The following is a 14,940-nucleotide window of genomic DNA, read 5'->3' on the forward strand; positions in this document are numbered from 1 at the left end:
CATGCGTATTGGTATTCCAAAAGAAATTAAGGTATTAGAAAATCGTGTCGCAATTACTCCAGCAGGTGTGGTATCACTTGTAACGGCTGGACATGAGGTTGTTATTGAAACAAATGCAGGAGCTGGCTCTAGCTTTACGGATGCGTTATATACAGAAGCAGGCGCTACGATTGTTGCTACTGCTCGTGAAGCATGGAATGTTGATATGGTATTAAAGGTAAAAGAGCCAATTGTATCAGAATACCAATATTTCCGTGATGGTCTTATTTTATTCACTTATTTGCATTTAGCGGCAGATGAGGAATTAACAAAGGCGTTGATTGAGAAAAATGTTACGGCAATTGCCTATGAAACAGTACAATTACCAGACCGTTCATTACCACTGCTATCACCGATGAGTGAGGTTGCAGGACGTATGGCTACGCAAATTGGTGCACAGTATTTAGAGAAAATTAATGGCGGTAAAGGTATTTTATTGGGCGGTGTTTCTGGCGTTGAGCGTGGAAAAGTAACGATTATTGGTGGCGGTATGGCTGGGGAAAATGCAGCACAAATCGCTATCGGTATGGGGGCACAAGTCACAATTTTAGATATTAATCCTGTTCGTCTTCGCCAGCTTGAAGCACAGTTTGGTCGCAGTATTCAAACATTGATTTCAAATCCATTTAATATTGCGAAAGCAGTAGCAGAAGCAGACTTAGTGGTTGGGGCGGTATTAATCCCAGGAGCAAAAGCACCGAAGCTAGTAACAGAGGCAATGGTTCAGGCAATGCAGCCAGGCTCGGTATTAGTGGATGTGGCAATTGATCAGGGGGGTATTTTTGAATCTTCTGACCGTGTCACAACACATGAGGACCCAATTTATGTGAAGCATGGTGTTGTTCATTACGCAGTTGGTAACATGCCTGGAGCTGTTCCACGAACATCTACAATTGCCTTAACAAATAATACAATTCCATATGCATTATTGCTTGCCAATGTAGGCGTTGAAGGGGCTATTGCACAAAATAAGCCATTGGCGCTAGGCTTGAATGTATACCAAGGTCAAATTGTTTATGAGCAAGTAGCCATTGCGCATAACTTGCCTTATAACCCATTACAAACACTTGTAACAGTTTAGGAGGAGTTCAACAATGACAGAATTAGTTTCAGTGAAAGAATTGACACATTTCATTAATGGTGAGGCGGTAACGGGTACAAGTGGTCGCTTTGGAGATGTTTATAATCCATCAACAGGTGAAGTGATTGCGAAAGTACCTTTAGCGACAAAAGAGGAAACTCAACATGCAATTGCGACAGCACAGGCGGCTTTTCCTGCTTGGCGTGATTTATCAGTAGCAAGGCGTGCACAAGTCGTTTTAAAATTCCGCAATCTACTTGAGGAAAATAAAGAAAAGCTAATCGAAATTATTTGTACAGAGAGCGGTAAAACTGTAGAGGATGCAAAGGGAGAGGTTACACGCGGTCTGGAATCAGTGGACCTTGCAATCGGCGCTCCGCATTTAGTAAAGGGTGAATACTCTGTTAATGTTGGTGGTGGCATTAATGCTTATTCCGCAAAATATCCACTTGGGGTTGTAGCAGCTATTTCACCATTTAACTTCCCGATTATGGTGCCTCTTGCACAAACAAGTATGGCGATTGCGGTTGGGAATGCAGTTATTTTAAAAGCATCAGAAAAGGTGCCAATGACAGCTCTATTTGTTAGTGAGCTATGGAAGCAAGCAGGCTTACCAGATGGTATTTGGACAGTTGTAAATGGCGATAAAGACGCTGTTAATGAGCTGTTAGAGAACCCTGCTGTTCAAGCGATTTCGTTTGTAGGCTCTACACCTGTAGCGAAATATATTTATGAAACAGGTGCGAAATATGGCAAGCGTGTGACAGCACTTGGTGGTGGTAAAAATAATATGGTCGTAATGCCAGATGCCGACTTAGAGCAGGTAGCAAGTGCCTTTATCGGTGCAGCATATGGTGCAGCATCACAGCGCTGTATGGCGATTTCTACGCTAATTGCTGTTGGAGAGGATACTGCCGAGCGCATTGTAGCAATTTTAAAGCAAAAAATTGATGCTTTAAAAGTAGGCGTGTATACAAATCCTGAAACAGATTATGGTCCTGTGATTTCACAGCAATCAAAGGAGCAAGTGCTGACTGCTATTAATCGCGGAGAGCAGGAAGGGGCTGTTGTTGTATGTGACGGCCGTGAAGCGGAGATTACGAAAAAATCAAATGGCTTCTTCCTTGCCCCAACATTGCTAGACCATGTGAAGCCAGGGATGGAAATTTATGAGCAGGAAGTTTTCGGTCCTGTGCGTAATGTAGTACGTGTGGATTCATTAGAAGAGGCGATTACATTAATTAATAGCCATGAACTAGCAAACGGTGTAACAATCTTTACAAATGATGGTCTTGCATCTCGCAAGTTTACAACAGAAATTGATGTGGGTATGGTGGGTGTCAATGTCCCGATCCCAATTCCAGTTGGCTACTATAATTTTGCTGGCTTTAAAGGCTCACGTTTCGGTGAAGGGCATATGTTTGGTCCAGACCAAGCGCGTTTCTTTACAAAAACAAAGACGATTTCAGAGCGCTGGTTATCACCTGCTGAAAATACGGGATCAACATTTGCGTTCCCAAGCAACAATTCTTAATATATTAAAATAGAACTACGCAGAAAATGTCATTTTTCTGCGTAGTTTTTCTTTTGGATTCGACAAGATAATGAATAATATTTATGTTTAATGTGTTGTTTTTACTTGTATAAGCGAAAATATGCTATTTTACATTTTGTGTGAAACAAGTGTCTAACATTTTATATTTTGTCTATTACGTAACCATATAAGAACATGTAAGATTTTATGTAAGCGATTACACAATCTTGAAGAAGAGGTGAAAGTATGGAGCAACAAACGCATTTAAAAAGAGGATTAAAGAAACGGCATATGACAATGATTGCCATTGCCGGGGTTATCGGTGCTGGGCTATTTATGGGAAGTGGCTCAGTTATTAACTTGGCTGGTCCAGGCGCAATTTTATCGTATGTCTTTGCAGGATTTATTGTTATTTTAGTAATGCGTATGCTAGGTGAGATGGCGGCTGTTAATCCGACAAGTGGATCGTTTGCCCATTATGCACATGAAGCTATTGGTCCATGGGCAGGCTTTATGATCGGCTGGTTGTATTGGTTTTTCTGGGTTGTTGCCATTGCATTAGAGGCAACCGCAGCGGCAGCCATTATTCAATATTGGTATGACGGTGTTCCTTTATGGCTATTAAGCATGATATTAACAGTGGCATTGACGTTAACAAATGTTCTTTCTGTAAAAGCTTTTGGTGAATTTGAGTATTGGTTCTCTCTTATTAAAGTTGCAAGTATTATCATCTTCTTAGGTCTTGGCGCATTTATTATTTTTGGGATTGCCCCGAATTTTAGTGCTGTTGGTATGACGAATTTAGTTGGACAAGGTGGATTTTTACCAAATGGCTTTGGCGCTGTTTTAATGGGTGTTGTTATTGTTATTTTTTCCTTTATGGGAACAGAAATTGTAGCGATTGCTGCTGGTGAATCAGATGAGCCTTTAGCAGCTGTTACCAAGGCTACAAACTCTATTACTTGGCGTATTTTAATTTTCTATGTAGGTTCTATCGCTGTTGTTGTAACATTATTACCTTGGCATTCTTCAGATATTTTAACAAGCCCTTATGTAGCGGTATTAGATTATATTGGCATTCCTGCTGCGGCGCAAATTATGAATTTTGTTGTTTTAACAGCTGTGTTATCATGCTTAAACTCAGCGCTTTATGCAACATCACGTATGGTCTTTTCTCTAGCAGAGAAAGGGGAAGCACCAAAAGCATTTTTGAAATTAAATAAAAATGGTGCACCTGTGAATGCCATATTAGCAGCAACATTTTTCTCCTATATTGCCGTTATTATGAATTATGTATCACCAGATAAAGTATTTATGTTTTTACTAAGCTCTTGTAGTGCGATTACATTAATTCTTTACTTAATTATTGCTTTTTCACAATTAAAAATGCGACGAAAAATTGAAAAGGAAAATCCTGAACTGTTAAAGGTGAAAATGTGGTTGTTCCCTTATTTAACGTATTTCACAATACTAGCTACAACTGCATTATTAATTGCAATGTTCTTTATTGATTCCATGCGCTCGCAAATTTTATTTACATGTGTTGTTGTTGCTGTTGTTATGTTTTTCTATTTAGTGACACAGCGGAAAAAATTAGTGAAGCCAGTAGAGGAGTCTAGCCCTATTCTTCCTAAAAAAGAGTTAGATTTTGAATAATAGAATGTAGGGTTTGGTTAAAAGGCGAGGTTTCTTAGGTTTAGCACTTAAGAAACCTTTTTTGTGTTACAGCATAAGAAAGGCAAGACGAAGAATTAATAGCAACAAACTACCACCAGCTAATAGTAGCAATAATCGCATTCTTGTGTTCATTTACTTGTCATCTCCTAAGTTCTTAAACATATAGCCTTTATAAGATTTATGAATAATCATTACAATGCCGATAAGCATAAAATTCGATAACAGTGAGCTTCCGCCATAGCTTAAAAATGGTAATGTTACACCTGTAACCGGTAAAAGTCCAATTGTCATACCGATATTTTGTGTAATTTGGAAGGCTAATAAGCTTGAAATACCAGCTCCCATTAGTGTCATAAATGGATCTTTTGCCTCAACTGTAATTAATACAATTCGATAGATGACAAAGAATAGAAGAATAATAACAAATGCTCCACCAATAAAGCCGAATTCCTCAGCAATCGCTGAGAAAATAAAATCTGTGTGCTTTTCAGGCACATAAACATCATTATTTAAGTAACCCTTTCCAGCCATTTCTCCAGACCCTATCGCTAAAAAGCCTTGCCGTACTTGGAATGAGGAATCTACATACTCATAAGGCTGTAGCCAGCCATAAATACGAGAAACCTGATGTCCAGATAGGGCTCCTAAAATTTTCTCCGTAAAAAATTCATTAAATCTTATATAAAGTACAATAACTGTACTGAGCATTACTACGGGAATAGCAGTAAAAATAACAAGTAGCTTCCGTTGAATACCTGAAAAGAATATCATTGGTAAAATCATTGCCATATAGAGCATCACCATTCCTGTATCAGGCTGCCGATAGACAAGAAATGTGGGAGGAAGGACAATCAATCCGATTTTTACTAATAGCCATAGGTCTGCTAAATAGGAGGGGCGTGTATTTTTCTCTTGATGCGCAATAATCACCTTACTAACGACAATTAAAAAAGCAAATTTTAAAAATTCAGAGGGCTGTAGCGAGCCTAAAAACGGTATTTGATACCATGATTTAGCCTGATTAATTGTTCGGGCTATACTTTCAGGGGCAATAATTAGCCCAGCAGTAAGTGCGACAATCAATCCATAAAACGGCCAACCAATCTTCTTTAGCTGTTCAATATCAAGTAAGGATATGGCGAACATCATTGCAAACCCAATGCTATAAAATATAAATTGCTTTATGATAAAAGAGCTTGCGTATTGCTCAAAATTGGTACTGCTTGAATAGACAAAAAGGCAGCTAATACCACCAAGTAGAAGAAGCGCCGCAACTAAGCTTCCATCCAATCTTTTCAATTGCGTCAAATATAACACCTCCTATATACACTAATAGTATAAACGGTGGCAATGTGTGGAAGGTTGCGAATATTAGTAGCTGAATACCAATAAATTAAAAAATATGGCACTGCTTGATGTTAGAGTAAATGACCTAGATGATGGGTATAAGTTCTTAATTCTTTGCGTAGTCTTTACAAAAATATAACACTGGCTTTATATATCCAGACTATGATTAGTGGTGAGAGTTGGAGAAGGAGCCGAAAAATCATGCATTTGTTTCGTTTTATAAAGGTAAAGGACAAATTAGTGATACTGATGATTGTTTGTGTGTTATCGAATATTTTGATAGGTATATTTAGCGTTGATTATTTAAGGAAAATGTCATGGCATGCAAGTGAGAGCTATACACAAGGGCTTATTCCAATGGGATGGCTTAATGAGCTAGAGGAGTCACAGCGTCAATTAGATTGGATGGTCGATTCACAGGGGGCCTATCAAGAAGTGGTGGCTATTTTGAAAAATATGGATCAGCCTTTAGAGCGTTTAGCAAGCCAAGATATAGATAAAAAAATGAGCCATCAAATTAAAAAGTATAAATCTTTACTAGCACAGCAGGAAGAATTAATGAAAGACTATCAGCAACTTCATAAAGATGAGCATGAACAATTTTATACACAGTCATTTTTACCAATTAGTCAAGAGAGCCATACATTACTAGAAGAAACACAGAACTATTTAGTTCAACGAGCAAAAACACAACAACAAACATATCAAAGGGATGTGCAGTTTGGGTATTGGCTATTAGGTGGAGTATGTGTAACGGTCGCGCTACTAGTCATTATTATTGGTTTAATTGCAACAAAGGCTGTGAATGTACCAACACGTCAATTGAAGGCATTGTTAAAACGGGCTGAACAAGGCGATTTCACAGCAAATGCAAGCTATGTTGCCCATGATGAGCTTGGAGAAGTTGCAATGTCTTACAATCAAATGACAACAGAGGTAAAACGCTTGCTACATACAGTAACAGATAGTGCTTATGAAGTGGAGAAAATGACAGGGAAATTACAGGACTCCTCAGAGCAATCATCCACAACAACTATTAAGATAGCAAAGGATGTACAATCAATATCAGATTCTACAGCCGCCTCTACAAGCAAATTGGCATCTAATACAGCTTCTTTAGAGGAAGTTTTAAATGATGTTCAAGTTATTTTAGAGAAAGTTCAGGTGGTTGAAAGCTTTGCATACAAAACAGCTCAAGATGCAGAAAGCGGCACGGATATTGTACAAGCAAACTTAACGCAAATGCAGGTAATTAAGCAGGCAGTTGAAAAATCCAATACAGCTATATCGAATCTCGTTGAACGAGCCTCCTCGATTGATCAAATGATAGAAGTAATAGAAAAAATAACAGCGCAAACAAATTTATTAGCATTAAATGCATCTATTGAGGCTGCTAGAGCAGGGGAGCATGGCAAAGGCTTTGCAGTTGTAGCAAATGAAGTACGCAAGCTGGCAGAGCAAACAGTCCAGTCCACACAAACAATTACAGCCGTTGTACAAAACATTCATGTAGATTCAAATTATGCAGTGCAAATGATGGCAGGTGTGCTAGCAGCTACTGAAAAGGGGGTTGCTGTAACAGGACAAACAGCATCAAGCTTTGCGCAAATTTTAGAAAAAGTACATACAATTAAGCCTTATATAATGGAAGTATCTAGCACTGTTCAGGAGATTGCCCATCATACCAAAACGGTTAGTGAGGATGCGGTAATGCTAACATCATTATCCAATACAAATGCGCAGTCAACAAAGCATGTTGCTGCCTTAACAGCCGAGCAGTTAACAGCCCAGCAGCAATTCCATAATTATATTAAAGAACTGCGTAAAGTTTCAAAAGTATTACAACTAGCAGTAAAGCGATTTTCAATATAAACCCTTAGGTGAAAAGAAATTTTCTTTGTAAAGAGCTGCAAAGAAGATTTCTTTTTTTCGTGCAAATTTTGTTAATAAAATATATATATTTGTCCTTTTGAAGTGTACAATTGTATTTTGGAGCTTTTTGTAGCACAAGATTTTTAAGTATTCATATACTAGATGATAAGGGATTGTGTGTTCTTTTTATAGATATTAATAATATAATGGTTGTATTTTCAAAACGAACACATTATAATTGATTTCAATAGAATTGTTATTAAATCAATGTTTATGGATATATTTTTGTGCTTGTGGAAAGTACATTTGTTCATATGTGGAGGTTTTGAGAAATGAAAAAAATTATGGTTACTGGAGCACTTGGTCAAATTGGTTCTGAACTTGTAGAAAAACTTCGTAGTATTTATGGAGAGGACAATGTGCTTGCTACAGATATTCGAAAGCTTGAATATACTAAGGGACCATTTGAAGTATTGGATGTGACAGATGGACAAAGAATGCATGATTTAGCAAAGGGCTTTGGTGCAGATACGATGATGCATCTAGCGGCATTATTATCCGCTACTGCTGAGCGTAATCCGTTATTAGCTTGGAACTTAAATATGGGTGGATTAATGAATGCTTTAGAGGTATCGCGCGAGCTAAATATGCAATTTTTCACGCCAAGCTCAATAGGTGCATTTGGTCCATCTACACCAAAGGAAAATACACCACAAGATACACTGCAACGACCAACAACAATGTATGGGGTCAATAAAGTAGCAGGTGAATTATTATGTGATTATTATTTTAATCGTTTTGGTGTAGATACACGCGGGGTACGCTTCCCTGGCTTAATTTCTTATGTAACACCTCCAGGTGGCGGGACAACGGATTATGCGGTAGAAATTTTCTATGAAGCCATTGAACAAGGTAAATATACATCTTATATTCAAGAGGGCACGTATATGGATATGATGTATATGCCAGATGCATTGCAGGCGATTGTAGATTTAATGGAGGCAGATGGCAGCAAATTAGTTCATCGCAATGCATTTAATATTACAGCGATGAGCTTTGAACCGTCACAGCTAGCTGCAGAAATTAAAAAGCATTTACCACATTTTACAATGGGGTATGATGTTGATCCAGTACGTCAAGCTATTGCAGATAGCTGGCCAAATTCTTTAAATATCGAAGCAGCTCAAAATGAGTGGAGCTTTAAAGCAGAGTATGATTTAGCTAGAATGACTGCAGATATGCTAGAAAAACTAAAAATTAAACTGCATAAAAAAGCCATTTCATAATTTGGATAAAAAAGAGCGATTTCCTTTAACGGGAAGTCGCTCTGTTCTATAGTTATTGATTTAACATATGGAAAACTTGCTCCACATCTTTATCGCCACGACCTGAAATATTAATAATAATACTTTCTTCAGAAGATAAAGTTGGGGCTAGTTTTAGTGCATGCGCTACAGCATGCGAGCTTTCAAGAGCAGGGATGATCCCCTCAACCTTTGAAAGCACCTGAAATGCCTCTAGCACTTCCTCATTCGAAACAGTAACATATTCAGCACGTCCAATTGTTTTTAAATGGCTATGCTCAGGTCCTGCACCTGGATAATCTAAGCCAGCAGCAATTGAATAGGTTGGTAGCGGATTACCTTCGCTATCCTGCAACACTAAGCATTTAAAGCCGTGCAGTGTACCTGGTGTTCCTTCATTTAATGTAGCCGCTTTATCTGGCTCTATACCGATAAGACGAACAGCTTCATCTGCAATATACTCAGCAAATGAACCAATTGCATTACTGCCACCGCCAACACAAGCAAGTACAGCTGTTGGTAGTTTACCTTCCTTTTCTAAAATTTGCTCGCGACTTTCCCGACTAATCACCGATTGGAAATGCTTCACCATTGAAGGGAAGGGATGTGGCCCAACCGCAGAGCCTAGTAAATAGAAGGTTGTCTTATAGTTTTCTACTAAATCTGCGAATGCTTCATCTACCGCATCTTTTAGTCGCCCTTGCCCTTTATCGACAGCCACAACCTTTGCACCAAGCAGCTCCATCCGAAACACATTTAACGCTTGACGTTTTGTATCCTCTAGCCCCATATAGATCGTGCAATCCATGCCAAACATAGCACAAGCTGTAGCTGTTGCTACACCGTGCTGACCAGCGCCTGTTTCGGCAATTACACGGTTTGCCCCCATACGCTTTGCTAATAAAATTTGTCCTAATACATTGTTGATTTTATGTGAGCCTGTATGATTTAGGTCTTCCCGCTTTAAATAAATTTTTGCGCCACCTAATTGCTTTGTTAAATTTTCTGCAAAATAAAGAGGGGATTTACGCCCTACATATTCGCGGAAATAATAATCTAGCTCTTGCTTAAAATCACTATCATCTTTAAATTTCTGGAAGTTCTCATCTAAAATATTTAAGACATGCTGAAGCTCCTCTGGTACAAAGCTTCCACCGAATTCACCAAAATATCCTGCCTTTTCTGTTACTGTACTCATCTTTACTCGACTCCTCTACACTTTTTTCCATAAAAAAAGTCACTCCAATCCCTTATTCAAAGGACGAGTAACCGTGGTGCCACCTTTATTCGCAATTTTTTGCGCGCTTTTACTCCGATAACGGGGAGTGATTCGGCCTTGCATTTAATAAGGCTGCTCTGAAGTCCATTCACAAGTTTGTACTACTGGTTTGCACCGTCCACCAGCTCTCTTAAAGTAACAATGCTTGCTACTATTCTTCTTCCTCGCATTTAGTTTAGAAAGAATTGTAGAGTATATTCAGAATAGTGTCAAGCCAAAAAAAGACGAATCTACAAAGACTCGTCTGTTAAATCAAATGTTCGAAATGAAGGCGTTTATTTAAAATATACATAATCGGGGCTCCAACGGCTAGCACAACAAACTCGCCTGCTGCAACAGTTAGCCAAGTCCAGAAGAATGGAAGCTCTAAAGCTAGATTCAGCTCAAAGGCAATAATAAACATTGTGCATGTAAATAACAATGTATTGATAATTAAACGTGCCCATATATTTTTAACAAATTTACAGATTACAATAAACAGTCCAAGTGTAATGATAGAATGACCAACACCAAAGACTAAATCGTAAACGCCAAGCGGTGAGAACAGATTGGAAATAAATACACCAATAATGATTCCTACGGCAAAGCGTGGATTAAAGGCTACTAAATGGTTAAAAATCTCTGATATGCGGAACTGTACCTCTGTAAAGCCAAACGGCGCAACAAGCATTGTGACAGCAATATATAATGCCGCAATAATACCACTTGCTGCTAAAAATTTTATCTTCATAATGCATTTCTCCTTAGTTTTTTTTCGTGGGAGGTTCTCGAACCACGGTGCTTTTACACAAACTAATATTTTAGTATAAATACCTATAGAAAGTCAAATATATGTTCTTTAATTATCTATTGTCGCAAAATTGTCATAAAAAATTTTTAGGAGATAAAAAAGGTCAACAATTATTAAAAATAGCGCAATTTAGCAGTTTAAAGCGACAAATTGATAGAAAAACTAAAATATTTTGTCAAATTTAAAAGTCAGAACATTCATAATGTTATTGACGAAGCTTAGTAATTAACGATAATATAGCGATACATTCACACTTTGTTTAGATAAAGTGTGATAGATATTTGAGAGATAGTCGGGGGGATTATTTGTGAAAAGCAATATGAAAAAGTTTTCATTCCTATTGTTTGGATTAGTTTTACTATTAGCTGCATGTGGCAATGGTGGCTCTGGTTCATCTGATTCAAGTGGAGATGAAAAAAATAACGCAAGTGAAAGTGAGAAAGCAGCAGAAACAACATATAAAATCGGGATTACACAAATTGTAGAGCATCCATCATTAAATGCTGCAACAGAAGGTTTTAAAAAGGCGATTGATGATGCCGGCTTAAAGGTTGAGTACGATGCACAAATTGCACAAGGTGATAATAGCCTTAACTCTACTATTGCAAACAATTTAGTAGGAGCAGATGTTGATTTAATTTTTGCAAACTCTACACCTTCTGCTCAAGCAGCAGCAACAGCTACAAGTGATATTCCAATTATTTTTACATCTGTTACAGATGCTATTGGCGCAGAGCTAATTGAATCAATGGAGAAGCCAGGGAAAAATGTGACAGGTACAATTGATTTACATCCTGAAACAATTGCTAAAACAGTAGCATTCTTCAAAGAGCTTGGCGCGGAAAAAGTAGGTATGGTTTACAATGCTGGTGAACAAAACTCTGTTGCACAAGTAACGGAAGTGAAAAAGGTGATGGATGAGCAAGGCTTAACAGTAGAAGAAGCATCAGCAGCTACTTCAGCGGATGTTAAGCAGGCTACAGAATCGTTAATTGGTAAAGTAGATGCTTTCTATATTATTACAGATAACACAGTTGTTTCTGCTTTAGAATCTGTTATTGATGTTGCTAATACAAATAAATTACCGCTGATTGTAGGAGAATTAGACTCTGTTGCACGTGGTGGCTTAGCTGCTTATGGCTTTGAATATTTCGATATTGGCTATGAAGCAGGACAAATGGCTGTGAAAATTTTGAAGGGTGAAGCAACACCTGCTGATACACCTGCACAATATCCACAAAACTTAAAGCTATTAATTAATAAAAAAGTAGCGGATGACCTAGGTATCGAAATTCAAGATTCTTGGGGTGCGGAAATTTTAGAATAAGTAAAAAGCAAAGCGGAGGAAACTTCTCCGCTTTATCTTCATTTAACAACAGGATGAATACAAGAAATTTAGGAGATGATTCAACAATGTTTTTAGCATTATTTGGCGCAGTGGAGCAAGGAATCATCTATGCAATTATGGCACTTGGTGTATATTTAACGTTTCGAGTGTTAGATTTTCCAGACTTAACCGTTGATGGAAGCTTTGTAACAGGGGCGGCTACAGCAGCAACAATGGTTCTGCTTGGCTACCATCCCGTCTTAGCAACTTTGGTGGCAATTGTTGCTGGATTTATTGCTGGATGTATGACAGGAATTCTTCACACAAAAGGGAAGATTAACCCGCTATTATCAGGGATTTTAATGATGATTGCTTTATATTCTATTAACCTACGAATTATGGGGTTAACTGCAGAAAATACGATAGGTCGTCCGAATATTCCATTGTTAAATTCAGAAACAATATTTTCTAAGTTTCAAGCATTTTGGAGTAACTTAGGCATCGACACTGCTCTTAATAATTTATTAACAAGCATTGGTCTTCAAAAAGTACCAGCTACATGGAGCGTAATGATCATCGTATTACTCATTACAATTGTTATTAAGTTATTAGCAGATTGGTTCTTAAAAACAGAGGTCGGGCTAGCTATCCGAGCAACTGGTGATAATAAGCGAATGATTCGCAGCTTCTCAGCAAATACAGATACACTTATTATTTTAGGGCTAGGACTTTCCAATGCACTTGTCGCATTTTCTGGAGCTTTAATCGCACAATATTCAAAGTTCTCAGATGTTAGTATGGGGATTGGTATGATTGTTATTGGTCTTGCATCTGTTATTATTGGGGAAGCTATTTTTGGCACAAAGACAATTATCCGCACAACGTTTGCTGTAATTGCAGGTGCTATTATTTACCGTATTATTTTAGCACTAGCATTGCGTGTAGATTTCCTTGATTCAGGAGATATGAAGTTAATTACAGCGATTATCGTTATTTTAGCGCTTATTTTACCGCAGTTTATTAATAAGGGCAAAGAGCGTAAGCGGAAAGCTAAACGTGCGGCAGAGCTTGCACAGGTTAAGGCAGTAGAGCAGGGAGGGAAAGGCCTTGCTTAAATTACATGGCATTAATAAAGTTTTTAACGAAGGAACACCTGATGAAAAAATTGCACTTGCAGAGATTAATCTACATTTACAGCCAGGTGATTTTGTCACAATTATTGGTAGTAATGGTGCAGGGAAATCAACAATGATGAATATGATTTCAGGAGCCTTAACACCTGATTTTGGTACAGTATCCATTGATGGCAATGATGTAACAGGTTTACCTGAATATAAGCGCTCGCAATATATTGGTCGTGTCTTTCAAGACCCAATGGCAGGTACAGCACCGACGATGACGATTGAGGAGAATTTAGCACTGGCATACTCTCGCAATAAGAATAGAGGAATACGTAGAGGTGTAGATAAAAAGCGTCGAGAATTTTTTAAAGAGTCTTTGGAGATGCTTGGCTTAAACCTTGAAAATCGTTTGTCAGCAAAGGTAGGCTTGCTATCAGGCGGTGAGCGTCAAGCATTGTCGTTGTTAATGGCAACATTCACGAAGCCATCTATTTTATTGCTGGATGAGCATACAGCGGCACTTGATCCATCTCGTGCAGAGTTAATTACTCGCATTACAAAGTATTTAGTCGACAAAGATCAGCTAACGACATTAATGGTAACGCATAATATGCAACAAGCATTAGATTTAGGCAATCGTTTGATTATGATGGATAAAGGTCAAATTATTTTGGAAGTTGAAGAAGACCGTAAGCATACATTAACCATTCCTGATTTAATGGCTGAATTTGAGCGCATTCGTGGCGAAAAAATGAATTCAGACCGTGCTTTACTAGGTTAAATAAAACAGGCGAGGAGCAATTGATCTGCCCCGTAAAAGTTAGACATCCATCTAACTTTTACGGGGTTTTTAATATTTTGGCTGCTAAATAAAGGGGGATTGGGCGATAATCGAGCAGAAGCTGCTGTTAAGCATGCAATTGGGGAAGGAGGTGAAATGATGTTTGTGAAACAGCGAGAGAAGTCTTGTAAGCTGTTGGTCTTAGAAGCACTTGAAAGAAGATTGCCAAAGAATCATGCTAGCTATGAGTATTTTCAGGAAATGCTAAGATGAGCAAGAGCTGGCTATGCAGGAAAACAGCGCGTTGATCAAGTGTGGCAGGAGATGAATCTACAGTAGCCTTATGTTTTACTACATGACATGGAGTTTCAATCCATCTATCAAATGGATACTTTGTTTTTAACACAAAATTGTATCTTAGTAATGAAGATTAAAAACATTGTTGGTCGTGTTGAGTATATGAAGGACAAACATCAATTTATTTGAATACATGTTGATGGGAAAATAGATGGCCTTCGAAATCCTTTTGATCAGGTAAAGCGACATGCTCAATTTTTACACAAGCTTTTATACGAGCAAGGCTGCGTTATGCCTATTAAGTATTTAGTTGTTGCTGCAAACCCAAATATGGTGATGTCCTCTAGCCTATTCTCGCAGCCTATTTTGCATATGAGTGGTTTACTTGAGAAAATAGAATAATTGCTCAAGCAATCTGCTCATATCTATTTGAGTGAACATGAATTGGGTGAACTTGCAGCCTATCTATTGAGGATGCATAAGCCTTCTAC

General features: G+C 38.1%; 12 protein-coding genes, 1 riboswitch and 1 other annotated feature. Of the genes, 9 read left to right on the forward strand and 3 right to left on the reverse strand.

Features of this window, described 5'->3' with window-relative positions; genetic code table 11:
* Position 1 precedes the first annotated feature (1 nt).
* The 3 genes from ald to MHB42_RS02455 all read left to right on the forward strand — a co-directional run bounded on the left by ald (position 2) and on the right by MHB42_RS02455 (position 4,310).
* Complete coding sequence (ald, locus tag MHB42_RS02445) at positions 2-1,120, forward strand: alanine dehydrogenase (protein ID WP_340804186.1); 1,119 nt, start codon at positions 2-4, stop codon at positions 1,118-1,120.
* Positions 1,121-1,133: 13 nt separating this feature from the next.
* Positions 1,134-2,654 (forward strand): CoA-acylating methylmalonate-semialdehyde dehydrogenase, encoded by a 1,521-nt coding sequence (locus MHB42_RS02450; protein ID WP_340804188.1) that lies wholly within the window; start codon positions 1,134-1,136, stop codon positions 2,652-2,654.
* A gap of 246 nt (positions 2,655-2,900) precedes the next feature.
* A complete protein-coding gene (locus tag MHB42_RS02455; protein WP_340804190.1) occupies positions 2,901-4,310 on the forward strand; it encodes an amino acid permease in 1,410 nt (469 codons plus the stop codon).
* A 153-nt stretch (positions 4,311-4,463) separates the two neighbouring features.
* Here MHB42_RS02455 and MHB42_RS02460 read toward each other — a convergent pair whose 3' ends face one another.
* Positions 4,464-5,639 carry an FtsW/RodA/SpoVE family cell cycle protein gene (locus MHB42_RS02460; protein ID WP_340804191.1) on the reverse strand — a complete coding sequence of 392 codons (1,176 nt, stop codon included), beginning with the start codon at positions 5,637-5,639 and terminating at the stop codon, positions 4,464-4,466.
* Positions 5,640-5,879: 240 nt separating this feature from the next.
* Here MHB42_RS02460 and MHB42_RS02465 point away from each other — a divergent pair, with 240 nt between their 5' ends.
* Both MHB42_RS02465 and MHB42_RS02470 read left to right on the forward strand, forming a co-directional pair.
* Complete coding sequence (locus tag MHB42_RS02465; protein WP_340804192.1) at positions 5,880-7,550, forward strand: HAMP domain-containing methyl-accepting chemotaxis protein; 1,671 nt, start codon at positions 5,880-5,882, stop codon at positions 7,548-7,550.
* 332 nt (positions 7,551-7,882) lie between these two features.
* The gene (locus MHB42_RS02470; protein WP_340804193.1) at positions 7,883-8,836 is read left to right on the forward strand and encodes an L-threonine 3-dehydrogenase; all 954 of its coding nucleotides are present in this window, start codon (positions 7,883-7,885) and stop codon (positions 8,834-8,836) included.
* A gap of 52 nt (positions 8,837-8,888) precedes the next feature.
* Here MHB42_RS02470 and trpB read toward each other — a convergent pair whose 3' ends face one another.
* Entirely contained in the window at positions 8,889-10,052 is a 1,164-nt protein-coding gene (trpB, locus tag MHB42_RS02475) for a tryptophan synthase subunit beta (RefSeq protein WP_340804195.1), read from the reverse strand.
* A gap of 56 nt (positions 10,053-10,108) precedes the next feature.
* Positions 10,109-10,307 (reverse strand) — a binding site (T-box leader).
* A 73-nt stretch (positions 10,308-10,380) separates the two neighbouring features.
* Complete coding sequence (locus tag MHB42_RS02480; protein ID WP_340804197.1) at positions 10,381-10,863, reverse strand: QueT transporter family protein; 483 nt, start codon at positions 10,861-10,863, stop codon at positions 10,381-10,383.
* Between the two features lie 7 nt (positions 10,864-10,870).
* Positions 10,871-10,915: riboswitch (PreQ1 riboswitch) on the reverse strand.
* A gap of 315 nt (positions 10,916-11,230) precedes the next feature.
* Here MHB42_RS02480 and MHB42_RS02485 point away from each other — a divergent pair.
* The 4 genes from MHB42_RS02485 to MHB42_RS02500 all read left to right on the forward strand — a co-directional run bounded on the left by MHB42_RS02485 (position 11,231) and on the right by MHB42_RS02500 (position 14,425).
* Positions 11,231-12,250: an ABC transporter substrate-binding protein gene (locus tag MHB42_RS02485; RefSeq protein WP_340804198.1), complete on the forward strand. Its 1,020-nt coding sequence runs from the start codon at positions 11,231-11,233 to the stop codon at positions 12,248-12,250.
* Between the two features lie 86 nt (positions 12,251-12,336).
* The gene (locus tag MHB42_RS02490; RefSeq protein WP_340808511.1) at positions 12,337-13,365 is read left to right on the forward strand and encodes an ABC transporter permease; all 1,029 of its coding nucleotides are present in this window, start codon (positions 12,337-12,339) and stop codon (positions 13,363-13,365) included.
* The gene (locus tag MHB42_RS02495) at positions 13,358-14,152 is read left to right on the forward strand and encodes an ABC transporter ATP-binding protein (protein WP_340804199.1); all 795 of its coding nucleotides are present in this window, start codon (positions 13,358-13,360) and stop codon (positions 14,150-14,152) included. Before MHB42_RS02490 ends, MHB42_RS02495 begins: the two co-directional genes overlap by 8 nt.
* 99 nt (positions 14,153-14,251) lie before the next feature.
* Positions 14,252-14,425: a hypothetical protein gene (locus MHB42_RS02500; protein ID WP_340804200.1), complete on the forward strand. Its 174-nt coding sequence runs from the start codon at positions 14,252-14,254 to the stop codon at positions 14,423-14,425.
* The last annotated feature ends 515 nt before the right edge of the window (positions 14,426-14,940 follow it).

This window comes from Lysinibacillus sp. FSL K6-0232, assembly GCF_038008325.1.
Lineage (GTDB): Bacteria > Bacillota > Bacilli > Bacillales_A > Planococcaceae > Lysinibacillus.

Bases quoted from the DNA above. Each gene is read 5' to 3' on its own strand.
- MHB42_RS02480 (WP_340804197.1), bottom strand. From the start codon at position 10,863: ATGAAGATAAAATTTTTAGCAGCAAGTGGTATTATTGCGGCATTATAT.
- ald (WP_340804186.1), top strand. From the start codon at position 2: ATGCGTATTGGTATTCCAAAAGAAATTAAGGTATTAGAAAATCGTGTC.
- MHB42_RS02470 (WP_340804193.1), top strand. From the start codon at position 7,883: ATGAAAAAAATTATGGTTACTGGAGCACTTGGTCAAATTGGTTCTGAA.
- MHB42_RS02465 (WP_340804192.1), top strand. From the start codon at position 5,880: ATGCATTTGTTTCGTTTTATAAAGGTAAAGGACAAATTAGTGATACTG.
- MHB42_RS02455 (WP_340804190.1), top strand. From the start codon at position 2,901: ATGGAGCAACAAACGCATTTAAAAAGAGGATTAAAGAAACGGCATATG.
- MHB42_RS02450 (WP_340804188.1), top strand. From the start codon at position 1,134: ATGACAGAATTAGTTTCAGTGAAAGAATTGACACATTTCATTAATGGT.
- MHB42_RS02490 (WP_340808511.1), top strand. From the start codon at position 12,337: ATGTTTTTAGCATTATTTGGCGCAGTGGAGCAAGGAATCATCTATGCA.
- trpB (WP_340804195.1), bottom strand. From the start codon at position 10,052: ATGAGTACAGTAACAGAAAAGGCAGGATATTTTGGTGAATTCGGTGGA.